Source organism: Streptomyces sp. NPDC028308 (genome assembly GCF_055565855.1).
In genome coordinates, this window is record NZ_JBVHTO010000006.1 from 88741 (window position 1) to 104678 (window position 15938).

The 15938-nt window shown below is 73.9% G+C and carries 12 protein-coding genes; 2 read left to right on the forward strand and 10 right to left on the reverse strand.

Translation table 11 applies throughout. The annotated features are described in order from the left end of the window. Positions 1–50: 50 nt before the first annotated feature. The 7 genes from ACZ4VA_RS14845 to rpe all read right to left on the reverse strand — a co-directional run bounded on the left by ACZ4VA_RS14845 (position 51) and on the right by rpe (position 7576). Positions 51–836 carry a carbon-nitrogen hydrolase family protein gene (locus ACZ4VA_RS14845; RefSeq protein ID WP_355791276.1) on the reverse strand — a complete coding sequence of 262 codons (786 nt, stop codon included), beginning with the start codon at positions 834–836 and terminating at the stop codon, positions 51–53. Positions 837–1191: 355 nt separating this feature from the next. Next, entirely contained in the window at positions 1192–1644 is a 453-nt protein-coding gene (locus ACZ4VA_RS14850) for an Lrp/AsnC family transcriptional regulator (RefSeq protein WP_037621108.1), read from the reverse strand. Between the two features lie 10 nt (positions 1645–1654). Then, entirely contained in the window at positions 1655–3157 is a 1503-nt protein-coding gene (locus ACZ4VA_RS14855) for an amino acid permease (protein WP_389391939.1), read from the reverse strand. A 338-nt stretch (positions 3158–3495) separates the two neighbouring features. Then, positions 3496–4938, reverse strand: coding sequence for a GuaB1 family IMP dehydrogenase-related protein (locus tag ACZ4VA_RS14860; RefSeq protein WP_355791053.1), 1443 nt, complete (start codon positions 4936–4938; stop codon positions 3496–3498). 107 nt (positions 4939–5045) lie between these two features. Beyond that, the gene (locus ACZ4VA_RS14865; protein ID WP_468081570.1) at positions 5046–5372 is read right to left on the reverse strand and encodes a barstar family protein; all 327 of its coding nucleotides are present in this window, start codon (positions 5370–5372) and stop codon (positions 5046–5048) included. Positions 5373–5767: 395 nt separating this feature from the next. After that, positions 5768–6811, reverse strand: coding sequence for a sugar-binding transcriptional regulator (locus tag ACZ4VA_RS14870; protein ID WP_356166495.1), 1044 nt, complete (start codon positions 6809–6811; stop codon positions 5768–5770). A 78-nt stretch (positions 6812–6889) separates the two neighbouring features. Continuing rightward, a complete protein-coding gene (rpe, locus tag ACZ4VA_RS14875; protein WP_355790159.1) occupies positions 6890–7576 on the reverse strand; it encodes a ribulose-phosphate 3-epimerase in 687 nt (228 codons plus the stop codon). 155 nt (positions 7577–7731) lie between these two features. Here rpe and ACZ4VA_RS14880 point away from each other — a divergent pair, with 155 nt between their 5' ends. Next, positions 7732–9897, forward strand: coding sequence for an MMPL family transporter (locus ACZ4VA_RS14880; protein ID WP_355790157.1), 2166 nt, complete (start codon positions 7732–7734; stop codon positions 9895–9897). A gap of 96 nt (positions 9898–9993) precedes the next feature. On the opposite strand, the gene ACZ4VA_RS14885 is transcribed toward ACZ4VA_RS14880, so the two are convergent. Next, on the reverse strand, positions 9994–11424 hold the full coding sequence (locus ACZ4VA_RS14885; RefSeq protein WP_356166501.1) for an RsmB/NOP family class I SAM-dependent RNA methyltransferase: 1431 nt from the start codon (positions 11422–11424) through the stop codon (positions 9994–9996). 90 nt (positions 11425–11514) lie between these two features. Beyond that, a complete protein-coding gene (gene fmt, locus ACZ4VA_RS14890; protein ID WP_388906889.1) occupies positions 11515–12447 on the reverse strand; it encodes a methionyl-tRNA formyltransferase in 933 nt (310 codons plus the stop codon). Between the two features lie 362 nt (positions 12448–12809). On the opposite strand from fmt, the gene ACZ4VA_RS14895 reads away from it, so the two are divergent. After that, on the forward strand, positions 12810–13352 hold the full coding sequence (locus tag ACZ4VA_RS14895) for a hypothetical protein (protein WP_356166507.1): 543 nt from the start codon (positions 12810–12812) through the stop codon (positions 13350–13352). Positions 13353–13738: 386 nt separating this feature from the next. Here ACZ4VA_RS14895 and ACZ4VA_RS14900 read toward each other — a convergent pair whose 3' ends face one another. Beyond that, complete coding sequence (locus tag ACZ4VA_RS14900) at positions 13739–15886, reverse strand: primosomal protein N' (protein ID WP_468081574.1); 2148 nt, start codon at positions 15884–15886, stop codon at positions 13739–13741. Positions 15887–15938 lie beyond the last annotated feature (52 nt).

Consider the following 15938-nt stretch of genomic DNA (forward strand, 5'->3'; position numbering starts at 1 on the left):
ACGGACTCCTTGCGGGAAAGCTGGGTGCGGGGAGAGGGCGGCGGCAGGACTCAGACGAGCGACCCGTAGAGGCCGGGGCGGCGGTCCTTCAGGTACGGGTTCGCCTCGCGTGAGGCCGCGAGGAGGACGGGGTCGGCGTCGGCGACGACCAGTTCCTCGCCGCGGCCCGCCCGGGTACGGGCGACTCCGTCGGGCCCGGCCAGCACGGACAGCCCGACGAACTCGAACTCCCCTTCCCGGCCCGCGCGGTTGACGTAGGCGACGTACATCTGGTTCTCGAAGGCCCGCACGGGGACGACGGACTCGGCGACGAACTGGAAGGGGTGCATCTGCGCGGTCGGCACCAGGAGGAGGTCGGTGCCGGCCAGGGCGTGCGCCCGGACGTTCTCCGGGAACTCGACGTCGTAGCAGATCATGAGGCCGACGCGCAGTCCGCCGAGGTCGGCCTGGACCGGGGGCTGGTCGCCCGGGGTGAAGTGGTCGCGCTCGAAGCAGCCGAAGAGGTGGGTCTTGCGGTAGTTCGCCAGGGGGCCGTCGGCGGTGACCAGCTGGACGGAGTTGTAGACCCGCTCGCCGTCGCGCTCGGGATAGCCGTAGGCGACGGCGACGCCGTGCCGGGCGGCGATCGCGGTGATCGCGTCGGCGGAGGCGCCGTCGGCGGGCTCGGCGAGGCGGGCGATGTCGTCGCCGATCGCGTAGCCGGTCAGGAACATCTCCGGTGCGACGAGCAGCCCGGCGCCCGCGGCGGCGGCACGGCCCGCGGCGTCGTCGAGAACCTTGATGTTCTCGTCGACGGAGCCGGGGCGGCCGGAGCTCTGGAGCAGGGCTGTGCGCATGCGTGTTCCTCACCGGGACGGAGGGGGTTCGGGGGGCGGGCGACCAGCGAGGTCGCCCCGATAGACGGTACGGTCGCCGGGCTCGGCGGGACAAGGAGCAGCCGTTGCGCGCCGGTGAACGATTCGTTGCGTACGGGCGGGGTCCGACGGCGATTCGTTGCGCGCCTCGGGGCGCGGGCCGTCGTCTTCGCTGCGGGCGTGTCCGCGGAGGGTCCCCGGGGGGCCTGCGACGGGCCGGACCGCACTCCGGTACCGGCCCGTACGCGACCGGCGCACTAGCGTCCCGGCGACCGACCGGACGCGGCCCAGGTGGCACCCGGCTCAGTCCCGCCCCCGTGACCCGTCGGCCCCCGTCCTAGGTCGGCGAGCCCGACGAGAAGCGCCTCAGCAGCGGTGACAGGACGAGCACGGACTTGGTCCGCTCCACGAAGGACTCGCCCGCGATCCGCTCAAGGACCCGCTCGAAGTGCCGCATGTCCGAGGCGAAGACCTGGACGACCGCGTCCGCCTCCCCGGTGACGGTGGAGGCGGCCACGACCTCTTGGTAGCGCTCCAGGCCCCGCTGGATGGTCTCCGGCGAGGTGTTGCGCCGGCAGTAGATCTCGACGAACCCCTCGGTCTCCCAGCCGAGCGCCGCCGGGTCGACCCGGACGGTGAACCCGGTGATCGCCCCGGTGGCCCGCAGCCGGTCCACGCGCCGCTTCACGGCGGGGGCGGACAGGCCGACCAGTTGCCCGATGTCGGCGTAGGAGCGGCGGGCGTCCTCGGCGAGGGCGTGCACGATGCGTTCGTCGAGATCGTTCAGCAAGGCGGGTGGTTCACTTCTCTGGGATGGCTGCGGTGTCAGCGATGGCCGGGGAGCCGGGGGAGGCCAGCTTCGAGCGCCGGTGGCCGTAACTGAAGTAGAACACGAGCCCGACGGCCATCCAGACCCCGAAGACCACCCAGGTGACGGCCGAGAGGCTGCACATCATCCAGACGCAGAACGCGAAGCCGAGCACGGGCAGCAGCGGCGACAGCGGCACCCGGAACGTGCGGTCCATCTCCGGGCGGGTGCGGCGCAGCACCACGACCGCGATGTTGACCAGCGCGAAGGCGAAGAGCGTGCCGATGCTGGTGGCGTCGGCGAGCTGACCGAGCGGGATCGCGGCGGCGAGGACACCGCAGAACAGCGAGACGATCACCGTGTTGGCGCGGGGCGCGCCGGTCCTCGGGTGGACGCGGGAGAAGACCTTGGGCACGAGCCCGTCGCGCGACATGGCGAAGAGGATGCGGGTCTGGCCGTAGAGGACGGTGAGGACCACGCTGGCGATGGCGATGACGGCGCCGGCCGCGAGCAGGGTGCCCCAGACGGTCTGCCCGGTGACGTCCTTCATGATCCCGGACAGCGCGGCCTCCGAGTCGCCGAACCCCTGCCAGGGCATGGCGCCGACCGCGACGGCCGCGACGACGACGTACAGCGCCGTCACGATGACGAGCGAGAGCATGATCGCGCGCGGCAGGTCGCGCTGGGCGTTCTTCGCCTCCTCGCCCGCGGTGGAGGCGGCGTCGAAGCCGATGTAGGAGAAGAAGAGCGTGGCTCCGGCGGCGCTGACGCCCGCCATGCCGAGCGGCATGAAGTGCTCGTAGTTGCCGGACCGGAAGCCCTGGACGCCGATCGCGCAGAACATCAGCAGCGCGGCGATCTTCACGACCACCATGATCGTGTTGGCGCGGGCCGACTCCTTGGCACCGCCCAGCAGGAAGGCCATCGCCAGCAGGACGACGATGAGCGCGGGCAGGTTGAAGACGCCGCCGTCGCCGGGCGGCGCGGAGAGGGCGTCCGGGATGGTGACGCCGATCGTGCCGTCGAGCAGTTCGTTCAGGTACTCGCCCCAGCCGACGGCGACGGCCGCGACCGAGACGCCGTACTCCAGGACGAGACACCAGCCGCAGATCCAGGCGATCAGCTCGCCCATCGTTGCGTACGCATACGAGTACGAGGACCCGGAGACCGGGATGGTGCCCGCCAGCTCGGCGTAGGAGAGCGCCGAGAACAGGGCCGTGAGTCCGGCGATCACGAAGGACAGCGTGACCGCGGGACCGGCCTTGGGGACGGCCTCGCCGAGGACGACGAAGATGCCGGTGCCGAGGGTGGCACCGATGCTGATCATGGTCAGCTGCCAGAGGCCGAGGGAGCGGCGCAGGGTGCCGCCCTCTCCCTGGCCGCCCTCGGCGACCAGGCGTTCCACCGGCTTGCGCCGCATGAGGCGGGCGCCGAGTCCGGGGGACGGTGGGCCGGAGGGGGTCCGGGACTGCGGGGGTGCGCCTTGGTCGAGCACGCTGGCTCCTTCATCGCTGCCGGTCGGGCGGGCTGGGACCGGCGGCATCCCCGGACGACGGGGACCCACCGAGCGGGGTCCCCGCCACACCATGTACAGCGCTCGACCCTATGAGCCGGGGCTTCACGGGCGTAATGCAGCAACCTTGCGCGTCTCCGCAAGATCGTTGTGTTCCTCGCGGTGCAGCGCACGTTCGTTGCGCGGGGGCTTTCGACCGTTGCGCGGCGTTCCCGGAAGGCCTCCGGGCGGGGTGCCCCCCTCCCCCGCGCCGGCCCGTCGGGGGGTACGCCGACGGCCCCCGTGGTCGCTCCACGGGGGCCGTCCGGGGTGACGGTGTGTCAGTTCCAGCTGGCGTGCAGCGGCTTGCCCTCGGCGTAGCCGGCGGCGCTCTGGATGCCGACGATGGCCTTCTCGGCGAACTCCTCCAGGGAGTTGGCGCCCGCGTAGGTGCAGGACGAGCGGACGCCCGCGATGATCGAGTCGATCAGGTCCTCGACCCCGGGCCTGGCCGGGTCGAGGAACATGCGCGAGGTGGAGATGCCCTCCTCGAACAGCCCCTTGCGGGCGCGGTCGTAGGCCGACTCCTCGCTCGTCCGGTTCTTGACGGCGCGGGCCGACGCCATGCCGAACGACTCCTTGTAGAGGCGCCCGTTGGCGTCCTGCTGGAGGTCGCCCGGCGACTCGTAGGTGCCCGCGAACCAGGAACCGATCATGACGTTGGACGCACCGGCGGCCAGCGCCATGGCGACGTCGCGCGGGTGACGGACACCGCCGTCGGCCCAGACGTGCTTGCCGTACTTCTTCGCCTCGGCGGCGCACTCCATGACCGCGGAGAACTGCGGGCGGCCGACGCCGGTCATCATGCGGGTCGTGCACATGGCGCCGGGGCCCACACCGACCTTGATGATGTCCGCGCCCGCCTCGACGAGGTCCCTGACACCCTCGGCGGCGACGATGTTGCCCGCTGCGATCGGGACCTGCGGGTCCAGGGCGCGCACCGTCCTGATGGCGGCGATCATCGACTCCTGGTGCCCGTGCGCGGTGTCGATGACGAGGGTGTCGACGCCCGCGTCGAGGAGCTGCTTCGCCTTGCCGGCCACGTCGCCGTTGATGCCCACGGCGGCGGCGATACGGAGCCTGCCCTGCGCGTCGGTCGCCGGGGTGTAGAGCGTCGCGCGCAGGGCGCCCTTGCGGGTGAGGATGCCCGCGAGCCTGCCGTCCTTGTCGACGGCCGGGGCGTACCGGCGGTTGGCGCCGTCGAGGCGGTTGAAGGCCTCGCGCGGCTCGATGTCCGCGTCGAGCAGCAGCAGGTCCCTGGACATGACCTCGGAGAGCTGCGTGAAGCGGTCGACGCCGGAGAGGTCGGTGTCGGTGACCACGCCGACCGGGCGGCCGTCGCCGTCCACGACGACGCCCGCGTTGTGCGCCCGCTTCGGCAGCAGGGCCAGCGCGTCGGCGACGGTCTGGTGGGGGGCCAGGATGATCGGGGTGTCCAGCACCAGGTGGCGTCCCTTGACCCAGGAGACGACCTCGGTGACGACCTCGATCGGGATGTCCTGCGGAATGACGACGAGGCCACCGCGACGGGCGACGGTCTCGGCCATCCGGCGCCCGGCGATCGCGGTCATGTTGGCGACGACGAGCGGGATGGTGGTGCCCGTGCCGTCCGGCGAGGCGAGGTCCACGCCCTGGCGGGATCCGACCGCGGAGCGGCTCGGCACCATGAAGACGTCGTCGTACGTCAGGTCGTACGGGGGCTGGATGTCGTTGAGGAAACGCACGTGCTGCACATCCCAGTCGATCAGAGGTGGCCCCCGGACAGGTCAGCCAGGGGGAAGAGCACGTACTTCATTGTCCCATGACACCGCGTGTGCACGGCCCGGACAGATCATCCAGGCTGGTCAGCGGGTGGTTGGTCGGATCCTCCAAGGTCCAGGACGACCGAGAGCGCGGCGCCCCCCGGATACGGCCCCGCGGCGGACGCCAGGACCTCCTGCGCGATCGCCCACTCCCCCGGCCGTGCGCCCGCGTACTCCCGCCAGCCGCCGACCACGAGCAGCCGGCCCGGACTCGCGGGCCCCCAGTCGGGGTCGCCGAGGCAGTCCGCGAGGGCGTCCCAGTTGCGGCCGAACCAGTCGGGCAGGCCGAGCGCGCGCACGCAGCGCTCCATGAAGGCGTCCCGGCCGGTGACGCCGGTGAGGTCGAGCGGGGTCACGCAGCCGGGACTCGGGCACGGCGGGCAGGTCCCCCGCCCAGGCGGGAGTGGAGACGGCCGGGGAGGGCGCCGCGTCCGGCGGAGTGCCCGTGTCCGCCGGGGAGCAGCCCGCCAGCAGGACCGCCAGGCAGACGAGAAGGCCGGCGAAGAGGCGGGGAACGGACCGGGGCGACATGCCGCCGATGCTCCCACAGCCACCCCCGCCTGCCGCGCCGCCCCGCACGCCGTCGCACCGGCGGTCGGTCCGCGAGGGCCCGCCGGTCCGACGTGAGACCCCCTACGACCCTGGTCGGGCACTGCCCGGTTCGCGGCCCTTCAGGGCCCCGGACGCGGAAGGACCCGCAGCCCCGAGGGTCTGCGGGTCCGATTCGGCCGGCGGCTCACCGACGCGTCGGTCAGGGGCCGTCCGGGTCAGCCCGGTCGAGGGCGGGACGCGGGGCCGGGCCCGCCGTCATCAGATAGTCCGCCGCCGACGTGTCCGTCACCAGGCTGGTGACGAGACCGGAGCGCAGCACCGCGTCGATCGCGGCGGCCTTGCGCTGGCCGCCCGCGATCGCGACGACCTCGGGGATACGGCGCAACTGGTCCGCCTTGACGGTGATGCACCGCTCGCCGAGGTCACGTCCGACCCGGCGCCCCTCGGAGTCGAAGAGGTGCGCCGACATCTCGGCGGCGACCCCGAGCGAGGCGTAGTGCCCGCGCTCCTCGTCGCTGAGCATGTCGTGCACCGTCGAGATGCCCGGCTCCCAGGACCCGATGGAGACGCAGGCGACCGTGACCTTGTCGAAGTACTCGAAGGCGCGGGCGAGCCCGGTCTGGTTGCGCAGCGCCGCCGCGGTGGCCGCGTCCGGCAGCAGCATCGGCGCGTAGATGGGATGGGCGTCCCCGCCCGACACCTGGGCGGCCCGCCGTACCGCCTCCACCGAACCGCGCTCGGCGGTCCCGGCGTCGTAGACACCCGTCAGCTGCACCACCGTGCACGGGGGCAGCCTGGACAGCTCGGCGGCCATGTGGATGGTGGAGCGGCCCCACGCGAGGCCGAGCACGTCCCCCTCGTTGACCAGCTCGGCGAGCAGGTCCGCGGCGACCTCCCCGAGGTTCTCGGGGTCGGGCGACTCCTCGGCGTCGGCCGGGGACTCGACCACGACGGCGTGCCTGAGGCCGTAGCGGGCGCGCAGCGCGTCCGAGCGCTCCGCGTCCAGCTCGGCAGGTACACGGATCTCGATCCTCACGAGATCCCGTTCGAGAGCGGTCTCCAGGACCCGGGCCACCTTGAAGCGGCTGACACCGAACTCCTCGGCGATCTGGATCTTGGACTTGCCCTCAAGGTAGAAGCGGCGGGCCATGGCCGCCGCCTGGACCAGCTCAGCGGGCCCCATCCGCATGGCTGACCGGCCCGCCGACATACCCGACACGGCGATCTCCTCACTGCTGTTCACACTCTGGATTCGCCGTTCATCCTTGCAGATCCGGCGTACTTGATCCGCCCCGATGGGCGGCGTTCACGTTCCCTTGGTTCAGTGGTCGCACGCCCAGGAGGCATGGGCGGTCACCGCCTCCGCCTGCGTGCGCAGTGCACGTACCGCCTCGGCCGGGTCGGAGGCACCGTAGACCGCCGATCCGGCGACGAAGACGTCGGCGCCGGCCTCGGCGCAGCGCTCGATGGTGGAGGCCGAGACGCCCCCGTCGACCTGGAGCCACAGTTCGAGGCCGTGCTTGCTGATCAACTCGCGGGTGCGGCGGATCTTCGGGAGCATGATGTCGAGGAACGACTGGCCGCCGAAGCCCGGTTCGACGGTCATGATCAGCAGCATGTCGAGCTCGGGGAGCAGATCCTCGTACGGCTCGATCGGGGTCGCGGGCTTCAGCGCCATGGAGGCCCGGGCGCCCTTGGCCCGGATCTCGCGGGCGAGCCGCACCGGCGCGGCGGCCGCCTCGGCGTGGAAGGTGACCGAACCGGCCCCCGCTTCCACGTACTGGGGCGCCCACCGATCGGCGTCCTCGATCATCAGATGGCAGTCCAGCGGAGTGTCCGTCGCCCGGGCCAGGGACTCTACGACCGGTACCCCGAGCGTGAGGTTCGGTACGAAATGGTTGTCCATGACGTCGACGTGGAGCCAGTCGGCTCCCTCCACCGCCTTTGCCTCCTGGGCGAGGCGCGCGAAGTCGGCGGACAGGATGCTGGGGTTGATCTGCACGGCCATGACCCAAGACTGCCATGCCCGGCCCCGGTTGCTCCCCCCGGTCCGGACCTGGGCCGCAGCGCGGAGTTTCTGGGCCGTTCGGCGGATGTCGCGGAATGGCCGGACATGCCATGCTGGTCGGCTCACCGGCTCCAGAAGCGGCTACGGGGGTGGCCATGACGGACGGGAAGGAGCGCCGGGTGCGCCAGGGACTCATCGGGTTCGTGTGCGGGCGGCGCAGCAAGTGGGTCGTCGTCGGCCTGTGGCTGGTGCTGCTCGTGATGGCGGCGCCGCTCGCGACGAAGCTCACCGACGCCCAGGACAACGACGCCGCCTCCTGGCTGCCGGGCACCGCCGAGTCCACCCAGGTCCTGCACCTCTCGGAGGGCTTCAGGCCCGAGCAGATCCCCGCGGTCGTCGTCTACGCGCGCGACAGCGGCCTGACCGGCGAGGACCGGCGGCAGATCAGCGAGGACGTCCGCGAGATCAAGGCGCTGACCGCCCACGGGGTGCGCGGCCCCGAGACGCGCGGACCCGTCTACGACGACCGGACGGCACCCCGGGCGGCCGAGATCTTCGTGCCGATCACGATGGACGAGAAGGGCTGGAAGGAGATCGCGCCCGCGGTCGACTCGATCCGTGACCGGGTGGGCGAGGGCGGCGACGGGCTGGCCGTGCACATCACCGGGCCCGGCGGTACCTCCGCCGACTTCTCCGAGGCGTTCGAGGGCATCGACTCGACGTTGCTGTTCGCCGCGATGGCCGTCGTCATCGTGATGCTGCTCCTCACCTACCGCAGCCTGACGCTGATCGTCGTCCCGCTGATCGCGGTGGTCGTCGCGCTGTTCACCTCCCAGGCGCTGATCTACCTGCTGGCGGAACACGCGGGCCTGACGGTCAACGGGCAGAGCGCGGGCATCCTCACGGTCCTCGTCTTCGGCGCCGGCACGGACTACGCGCTGCTGCTCGTCGCCCGCTACCGCGAGGAGCTGCGCCGGCACGAGGACCGCCACGAGGCGATGGCCCTCGCCCTGAACCGGGCGGGACCGGCGGTCCTCGCCTCGGGTGCCACCGTCGTGCTCAGCATGCTGGTGCTGCTGGCCGCCGAGATGAACTCCACGCGCGGTCTGGGCCCGGTGGCCGCGATCGGCGTCGCGGTCGCCCTCCTCGCCATGATCACCCTCTTCCCGGCCCTGCTGCTGGTCTTCGGCCGCTGGATCTTCTGGCCCTCCGTCCCCCACCTCGGCTCGCCCGACCCGACCGCACGCGGCCTCTGGGCCCGGATGGGCGGCCGCATCTCCCGCCGTCCGCGCGTCATCTGGATCGGCACGGCCCTCGCCCTCGCGGTGCTCTCCCTCGGCCTGCTGCAGATCCGCGCCGAGGGCATCGGCAACGCCGACGCGTTCACCGGCAAGCCGGACTCGATCGCCGGGCAGGAGGTGTCCGCGCGGTACTTCCCGGCGGGCAGCGGCGACCCCCTCGTGATCGTGGCCGACGAGACGAGCAACGCCGAGGTCCGCAGCGCGGTCGCGCAGACCAGGGGTGTGGTGCCCGACAGCATCACCGTGCCCCCGGGCACGAGACCCTCGCACGACGGCAGGGTCCTCTTCGAGGCGACGATGACCGCGCCGTCCGACAGCGAGGCCGCCAAGCAGACGGTGGAGCGCGTACGGGACAACGTGCACGCCGTGCCCGACGCCGACGCCCGGGTGGGCGGCGGCACCGCGGCCCTGCTCGACATGGACGCGGCGACGACGCACGACAACCTGGTGATCATCCCGGCGGTCCTGGCGGTCGTCCTGCTGATCCTGATGCTGCTGCTGCGCGCGGTGGTGGCACCCCTGCTGCTGATCGGGACGGTCGTCCTGTCCTTCACGGCGGCGCTGGGCGCCAGCGCGCTCGCCTTCCGCCACCTCTTCGACTACGCGGGCGAGGCGACGGACTTCCCGCTCTTCGTCTTCGTCTTCCTGGTGGCTCTGGGCATCGACTACAACATCTTCCTGACCACCCGCATCCGCGAGGAGGCGGCCCACCAGGGCACCCGCCCGGGCGTCCTCACCGGTCTCGCCGCGACCGGCGCGGTGATCACCTCGGCGGGCCTGGTCCTCGCGGGCACCTTCGCCGCCCTGGGCACGCTGCCCATGGTCGCCTTCGCCGAGATCGGTTTCGCGGTCGCGCTGGGCGTCCTGCTGGACACCTTCATCGTCCGCTCGGTCCTCGTGACGTCCCTGTTCCTGGACGTCGGACCGAAGGTGTGGTGGCCGCACCGGCTGTCCCGCGAGGACGCGGCGGAGCACCGGAACCCGGCCCCCACGGAACCGGCTTCACGGCCGGGCGGCTAGGGCCTGTCCGGCGGATCATGCCGGAGACGCGGGGTCTGGCACGCCCGTCTGCGGCGTTGTCGTCGGGGCCCGACGACACCCACGGGGCCCCTCCGCTCACGCCGTCCGGCGGATGAGCGCCAGGTACATGGCGTCCGTGCCGTGCAGATGCGGCCACAGCTGCACGTCGGGGCCGTCGCCGACTGCCGGGACCCCCGGCAGGAGCGGACGGGCGTCGAGCAGCTCGGCCGCACCGTCGTAGTGCTTGAGCACGTCGTCGACGACCGCGCGGGTCTCGGCGAGGTGCGGTGAGCAGGTCGCGTACCCGACGACGCCGCCGACCCGCACGGAGTCGAGCGCCGTGCGCAGCAGCCCGCGCTGGAGCGGCGCGAAGCCCTCCAGGTCCTCGGGCCGGCGCCGCCAGCGGGCCTCCGGACGGCGGCGCAGGGCACCGAGGCCCGTGCAGGGCACGTCCATCAGGACCCGGTCGAAGGTGCCGGGACGCCACGGCGGGCGGGTGCCGTCGGCGGTGACGACCTGGTACGGGCCGGGGTTCCCGGCGAGCGCCTTGGCGACGAGTCCGGCGCGGTGCGGCTGCTTCTCGGCGGCGAGCAGCACGGCCCCGCGCTCGGCCGCGAGCCCCGCGAGCATGGCCGCCTTGCCGCCGGGGCCGGCGCAGCCGTCGAGCCACTTCTCGTCCGGTCCGTCGAGCGGCGCGTTCGCCAGCGCGAGGGCCACCAGCTGGCTGCCCTCGTCCTGGACCCCGGCGCGCCCCTCGCGCACGGCGTCGATGGCGCCCGGCTCGCCGCCCTCGGTGAGCCGCACGGCATACGGGGACCAGCGGCCCGGCAGCGCGTTCTCCTCGCCGAGCACGTCGAGGAGTTCGCCGGCGCTCGACCGTCCGGGCCGGGCGACGAGGGTCACCTCGGGCCGTTCGTTGTCGGCCTCCAGCAGGTCCTCGATCCCGGCGCGGCCACCCCCGAGGGAGTCCCACAGCGCGGAGACGATCCAGCGCGGGTGCGAGTGCACGACGGCGAGATGGTCCTCGGCGTCCTCGTCGTACGGCGGCGCGACCTGCTCCAGCCAGGCGTCGAGGTCCTGCTGCGCGATCTTCCGCAGGACGGCGTTGACGAACTTGGCGCGCCCGTCGCCGAGTACGACCCGGGCCAGCTCCACCGAGGCGGAGACGGCGGCGTGCGTCGGGATGCGGGTGCCGAGGAGCTGGTGGGCGCCGAGGCTGAGCACGTCCAGGACCGGCGGGTCGACCTCGCGCAGCGGCCGGTCGACGCAGGCCGCGATGACCGCGTCGTACGTGCCCTGCCTGCGCAGCGTCCCGTACACCAGCTCGGTGGCCAGCGCCGCGTCCCGCCCGTCGAAGCCGCCCTTCTCCCGGGCCTTGCGCAGCAGCGGCGGCAGGACGAGGTTCGCGTACGCGTCCCGCTCGTCCACGGCCCGCAGCGCCTCGAAGGCGAGGATGCGGACGGGGTCCTTCTGGGGACGACGGTAGGGCTTGCCCGGCCTGCTCGGCCGACGGGACTGCTCGCTCACAGGAAAGGTGCTCCGGATCCGGGAAAAGGTGCGCCTCTCAGCGTACGCCGCGCCCGGACACCCGGACCCCGGTCACCCCCGTCCGCCTCGTCAGGAGCCGAGCCGCTCCCCGGAGGGGATACGCACCCCGCGTGCCCAGTCCGCGGCGCGCATCGGCTTCTTGCCCTGCGCCTGGACCCACAGCAGCTCGACGGCGTACGAGCCGGTGCCGACGTGCACGCTGTTCTTGCCCACCGCCAGCTCCCCGGGGGCGAGTTCGGTGCGCTCGGGCACGGCGGCCACGTGGATCAGCTTCAAGCGCTCGCCGCGGAAGACGGTCCACGCGCCCGGCGCCGGCGTGCAGCCCCGGACGACGCGGTCGATGCGCAGGGCCGGTGCGGACCAGTCGACGTGGGCGTCCTCGACGGTGATCTTCGGGGCCAGGGAGATGCCCTCGGCGGGCTGCGGAACGGCCTTGACGGTGCCGTCCTCGATCCCGTCCATGGTGGCGGCGAGCAGTCCGGAGCCGGCGAAGGCGAGCCGCGTGAGCAGGTCCCCGCTGGTGTCGGTGGGACGGATCTCCTCGGTGACCGTGCCGTAGACGGGGCCGGAGTCCAGGCCCTCCTCGATCAGGAAGGTGGACGCGCCGGTGATCTCGTCGCCCGCCATGATCGCGTGCTGCACGGGGGCCGCGCCCCGCCAGGCCGGCAGCAGCGAGAAGTGGAGGTTGACCCAGCCGTGCGCCGGGATGTCCAGGGCGACCCTCGGCAGCAGCGCGCCGTACGCCACGACGGGGCAGCAGTCCGGCGCGATCTCCCTGAGCCGCGCCAGGAACTCCTCGTCCCGCGGCTTCACGGGCTTGAGGATCTCGATGCCGGCCTCCGCCGCGCGCTCGGCGACGGGACTCGCGACGAGCCTGCGGCCCCGCCCGGCCGGTGCGTCGGGCCGCGTCACGACGGCGGCGACCTCGTGCCGGCCGGAGGCGAGCAGAGCGTCCAGGGCGGGAACGGCGACCTCGGGGGTACCTGCGAAGACGAGCTTCATGGGTGGCGGCTGGCCTCTCGGGCGGAAGTGCGGTCAGGCCCGCGCGGGCCGGCGGAGCGGTGCCGTGCGGGGCGGCGCACCAGTCTATGAGCCCCGCGCCCGCCGGGGACGGTCAGCCCCACGAGGCGGCGGCGTCGCCCGGCCGGGTGGCCGGCCCCGCCGGGGACGCACCCCGCGGGAGGCACCTCTGCCCCGCCGGGGTCCTCGGGGGCGTGCGTCGAGATGCGCGCCCCGTGCATATGCCCTTACGCCCCCGCAGCGTGACCACTGACCCCGTAACGCGTTGTCAAGAGAGAGTTGACTCAACGGGCCGCGATCGCGGCCCGGTCCTTTTCCGCAACGCCGGTTCGAGAGGCTTGTTCATGGCCGACCACGCAACCCACGACGCCCAGGCTCGGGCCAGCCTGCACTTGCTGGTGCGGGACATCGAGCGGGTCCGCCGGCAGGTGGACGCGCTGCGCACGCTCACCGCCCAGCTGGGCAACGTCTACCGCCCGCGCCGCTCCGGCCCCTCGACGGGCTTCGTCGTCTACGGGCGTGCCCCCGCGCCGACCGTCCGCCTCGCCCAGGAGCTGCGGGACAGCGTCGAGACCCTGGTGACGGCCGCCGTGGACTTCGACCGCTCGCTGGGCTTCTCGTGGGACGCGGTGGGCTCCGCGCTCGGCGTCACCAAGCAGGCGGTGCACCGCCGTTACGGCGCCCGCCGCGCCGCCGCCCAGGCCGCCGCCGAGGCCGAGCGCGCCACCGAGCCGTCGAGCACCCGCACCGTCGCCGTCAACACCGGTATCCCCTCGGTGCCCACCGTCCCGGCCGCCCGTTCCATGCCGACCCAGCCGACCGCGGGAAGCCCGACCCTCCGCGAAGAGGTCAGGCCGACGGCCTTCCCGAGCCCGCGCAACGGCTGACGCCCGCCCTCCACCGCCTCCCGGCCCACCACCGGGAGGCGTCCCCGTCTCCGGCCAGGGGCGCCCCCCACGGACCCGTCCAGCGCGTCGCGTGCGAGACCGACCGGCCTCCGATCTCCGGCCGCCGACTCCTGGCGTACCCCCGACGGATGACTCCCGATGCCGTCCGCGCGCCCGTCCGGCCCGCCGCGCGCCCCTACTCGTCGTGAGGGCCGACCTGACCGCTCGGGCGTACGGGCCGACCTGACCGCTCGGGCGCCGGTACGTCGCCGGACCCGCCGGCCCCCGCACGCGCCACCCGCGTCCCCCGGCCACACGTACCGGCGGACCACCCGGCGCCACCGATCGCCGTCAGCGGTCAGCGGTCAGCGGTCAGCGGTCAGCGATCAGCCGATGTCCAGCGGATCGATCCGGATGCGGACCGGCTCCTGCCCGCCACGGGCCATCCGCGCCGCCTGCGCGGTCTTCAGCGCGGCCGCCAGCGCGGCGCCGCTGCCCGGCGGTACGCGGATCAGCACCCGCTCCCAGTGCTCACCCGGGGGCGGACCCCCGACCCGCCGCGGACGCCCCGGCTCCGTGAAGGGGACCGGCACCGGCCCCAGCACCTCGGCGTCGCCCGGGAGCTCGGCCGCGGCGAGGAAACCCGCGAGCCCGTCGGCCGTACCGGACACGGCGGCCATCCGGGACACCGGGGGAAATCCGAGCTCGGCCCGCTCGGCGAGCTCCCGCACCGCGTGCCCCACGGGGTCCCAGCGGACGAGCGCCTGCACGGGCCGCAGCGTCGGCTCGGCGACGACGACCACGGTCCCACCTGCTCCCTGGGCGCGGACGAACGCCGCGGCGCCCAGCCAGCGCCGCAGGGCCTCCTCCCCCGCCCGCAGGTCGGGCCGCCCGAGCATGGCCCAGCCGTCGAGCAGCAGGGCGGCCGCGTACCCGCCCTCGGCGACGGGCTCGGCGCCCGGTGTGCTCACGACGAGCGCGGGGGCCTCGGACACCGTGTCGAGCACCTGCTCGCGCCCGGAGGTCCGCACCGGAACGGCCGGGAACGCCCGCCCCAGCTCCTCGGCGGTCCGCCGCGCCCCCACGACCTGCGCCCGCAGCCGGAACCCCCCGCACTCGGGGCAGTGCCAGGCGGTCTCGTCCCGGCCGCACCAGCCGCAGCGCAGGGCCTCGGCGTCCTGGGCCTCCAGCGGCCCGGCGCAGTGCCGGCACCGCGCGGGCGCCCGGCACTGGGCGCAGGCCATCCGGGGCACGTATCCGCGCCGCGGCACCTGGACGAGGACGGGCCCCTGCCGCAGCCCCTCCCTGACGATCTGCCAGGCGAGGGTCGGCAGCCGGGCGGCGCGCGCGGCCTCGTCCCGGGCGAGATCCCCGTCCCCGACGGTCCGCACCAGGGGCGCGCAGGCCCTCACCTGCTCCCGCTCGGCGACCAGGGGCAGGGCCCACCCGCTCTCGACGAGCTGGGCCGCCTCCACGGTGCAGCCCCAGCTCCCCAGCAGGAACGCGCACTTGTCGCGGGCGGCCCGCAGCTCCAGCACCTCGCGGACGTGCGGGAAGGGGGCGTTGTCGTCGCTGTGCGCCGCGTCCCCGTCGTCCCAGACGACCACCAGTCCCAGATCCCGTACGGGTGCGAACATCGCGGCGCGGGTCCCCACCACGGCGCGCACGGCTCCGCGCCGGACGGCGAGCCACTCCCGGTAACGGCGCTCCTGGCCCGCGTCCGCGGTCAGCAGCGCGTGCCGGCCCTCCCCCAGCAGATCCGTCAGGGCCGCGTCCACGCGCGCGGCGGGCCGGCCTGCCGGTACGACGACCAGGGCCCCGCGTCCTGAGGCCAGGGTGGCCTGGACGGCGCGGGCGATCTCCTCGGCCCACTGCGGGCCCGGCAGGGCGGTCCACACGGCGCGCGGCGCCCCGCCGGAGGCGAGGGCGCCGAGGAACTCCGCGCCTCGCACGTACCGCGTCCAGGTCCCCGGGTCGGGGGCGGCGGGCGGCGGGGGCGGGCCGGGCATGACGGCCGCCTCCGCGCGCGCGTGCCGGGGCGGGACCGCCAGCTGGAGCACGTCCGCGAGGCTGCCCGCGTACCGGTCGGCGACGGCGCGGGCGAGTCCGAGCAGGTCGGCTCCGAGCACCGGCTCGGGCGACACCACCTGGGCCAGGGCGGCGAGCGGTCCCGCGTAGTCGGACTCGGCGACGCGGTCGACGATGAAGCCGTCGATCAGACTGCCGCCTTCGCGCCGCCCGTCCCGCACATTGCGCCCGCCGGCACCGAACCGCACCCGAACCCGCACCCCGGGCCGGGCGATCTCGTCCAGCTCCTCGGGGACGGCGTAGTCGAAGTACCGGTCGAGGTGGAGCACGCCCTTGTCGACGACGACCCGGGCGACGGGGAGCTCCTTCGCCAGGGCGGCGCCCCGCCAGGTCCGCGGCTTCGCCTTCGGCACCTTGGCCTTGCGCACCGCCTCCCGGACCAGCGCAAGCTGCTCGGGCGGCGCCCCGTCCGCCGCCCCGCCCGCCCGCCCGTTTTCGCTGCTCACGCCTGCATTCCTACCAGACCCCACCGACAGCGACCCACGTCGCGGACCGGCG

What these genes read in the sequence shown, in the direction of transcription:
- ACZ4VA_RS14845 (WP_355791276.1), bottom strand. Translation starts at nt 836, where the DNA reads ATGCGCACAGCCCTGCTCCAGAGCTCCGGCCGCCCCGGCTCCGTCGAC.
- rpe (WP_355790159.1), bottom strand. Translation starts at nt 7,576, where the DNA reads ATGGCCGTGCAGATCAACCCCAGCATCCTGTCCGCCGACTTCGCGCGC.
- ACZ4VA_RS14880 (WP_355790157.1), top strand. Translation starts at nt 7,732, where the DNA reads ATGACGGACGGGAAGGAGCGCCGGGTGCGCCAGGGACTCATCGGGTTC.
- fmt (WP_388906889.1), bottom strand. Translation starts at nt 12,447, where the DNA reads ATGAAGCTCGTCTTCGCAGGTACCCCCGAGGTCGCCGTTCCCGCCCTG.
- ACZ4VA_RS14895 (WP_356166507.1), top strand. Translation starts at nt 12,810, where the DNA reads ATGGCCGACCACGCAACCCACGACGCCCAGGCTCGGGCCAGCCTGCAC.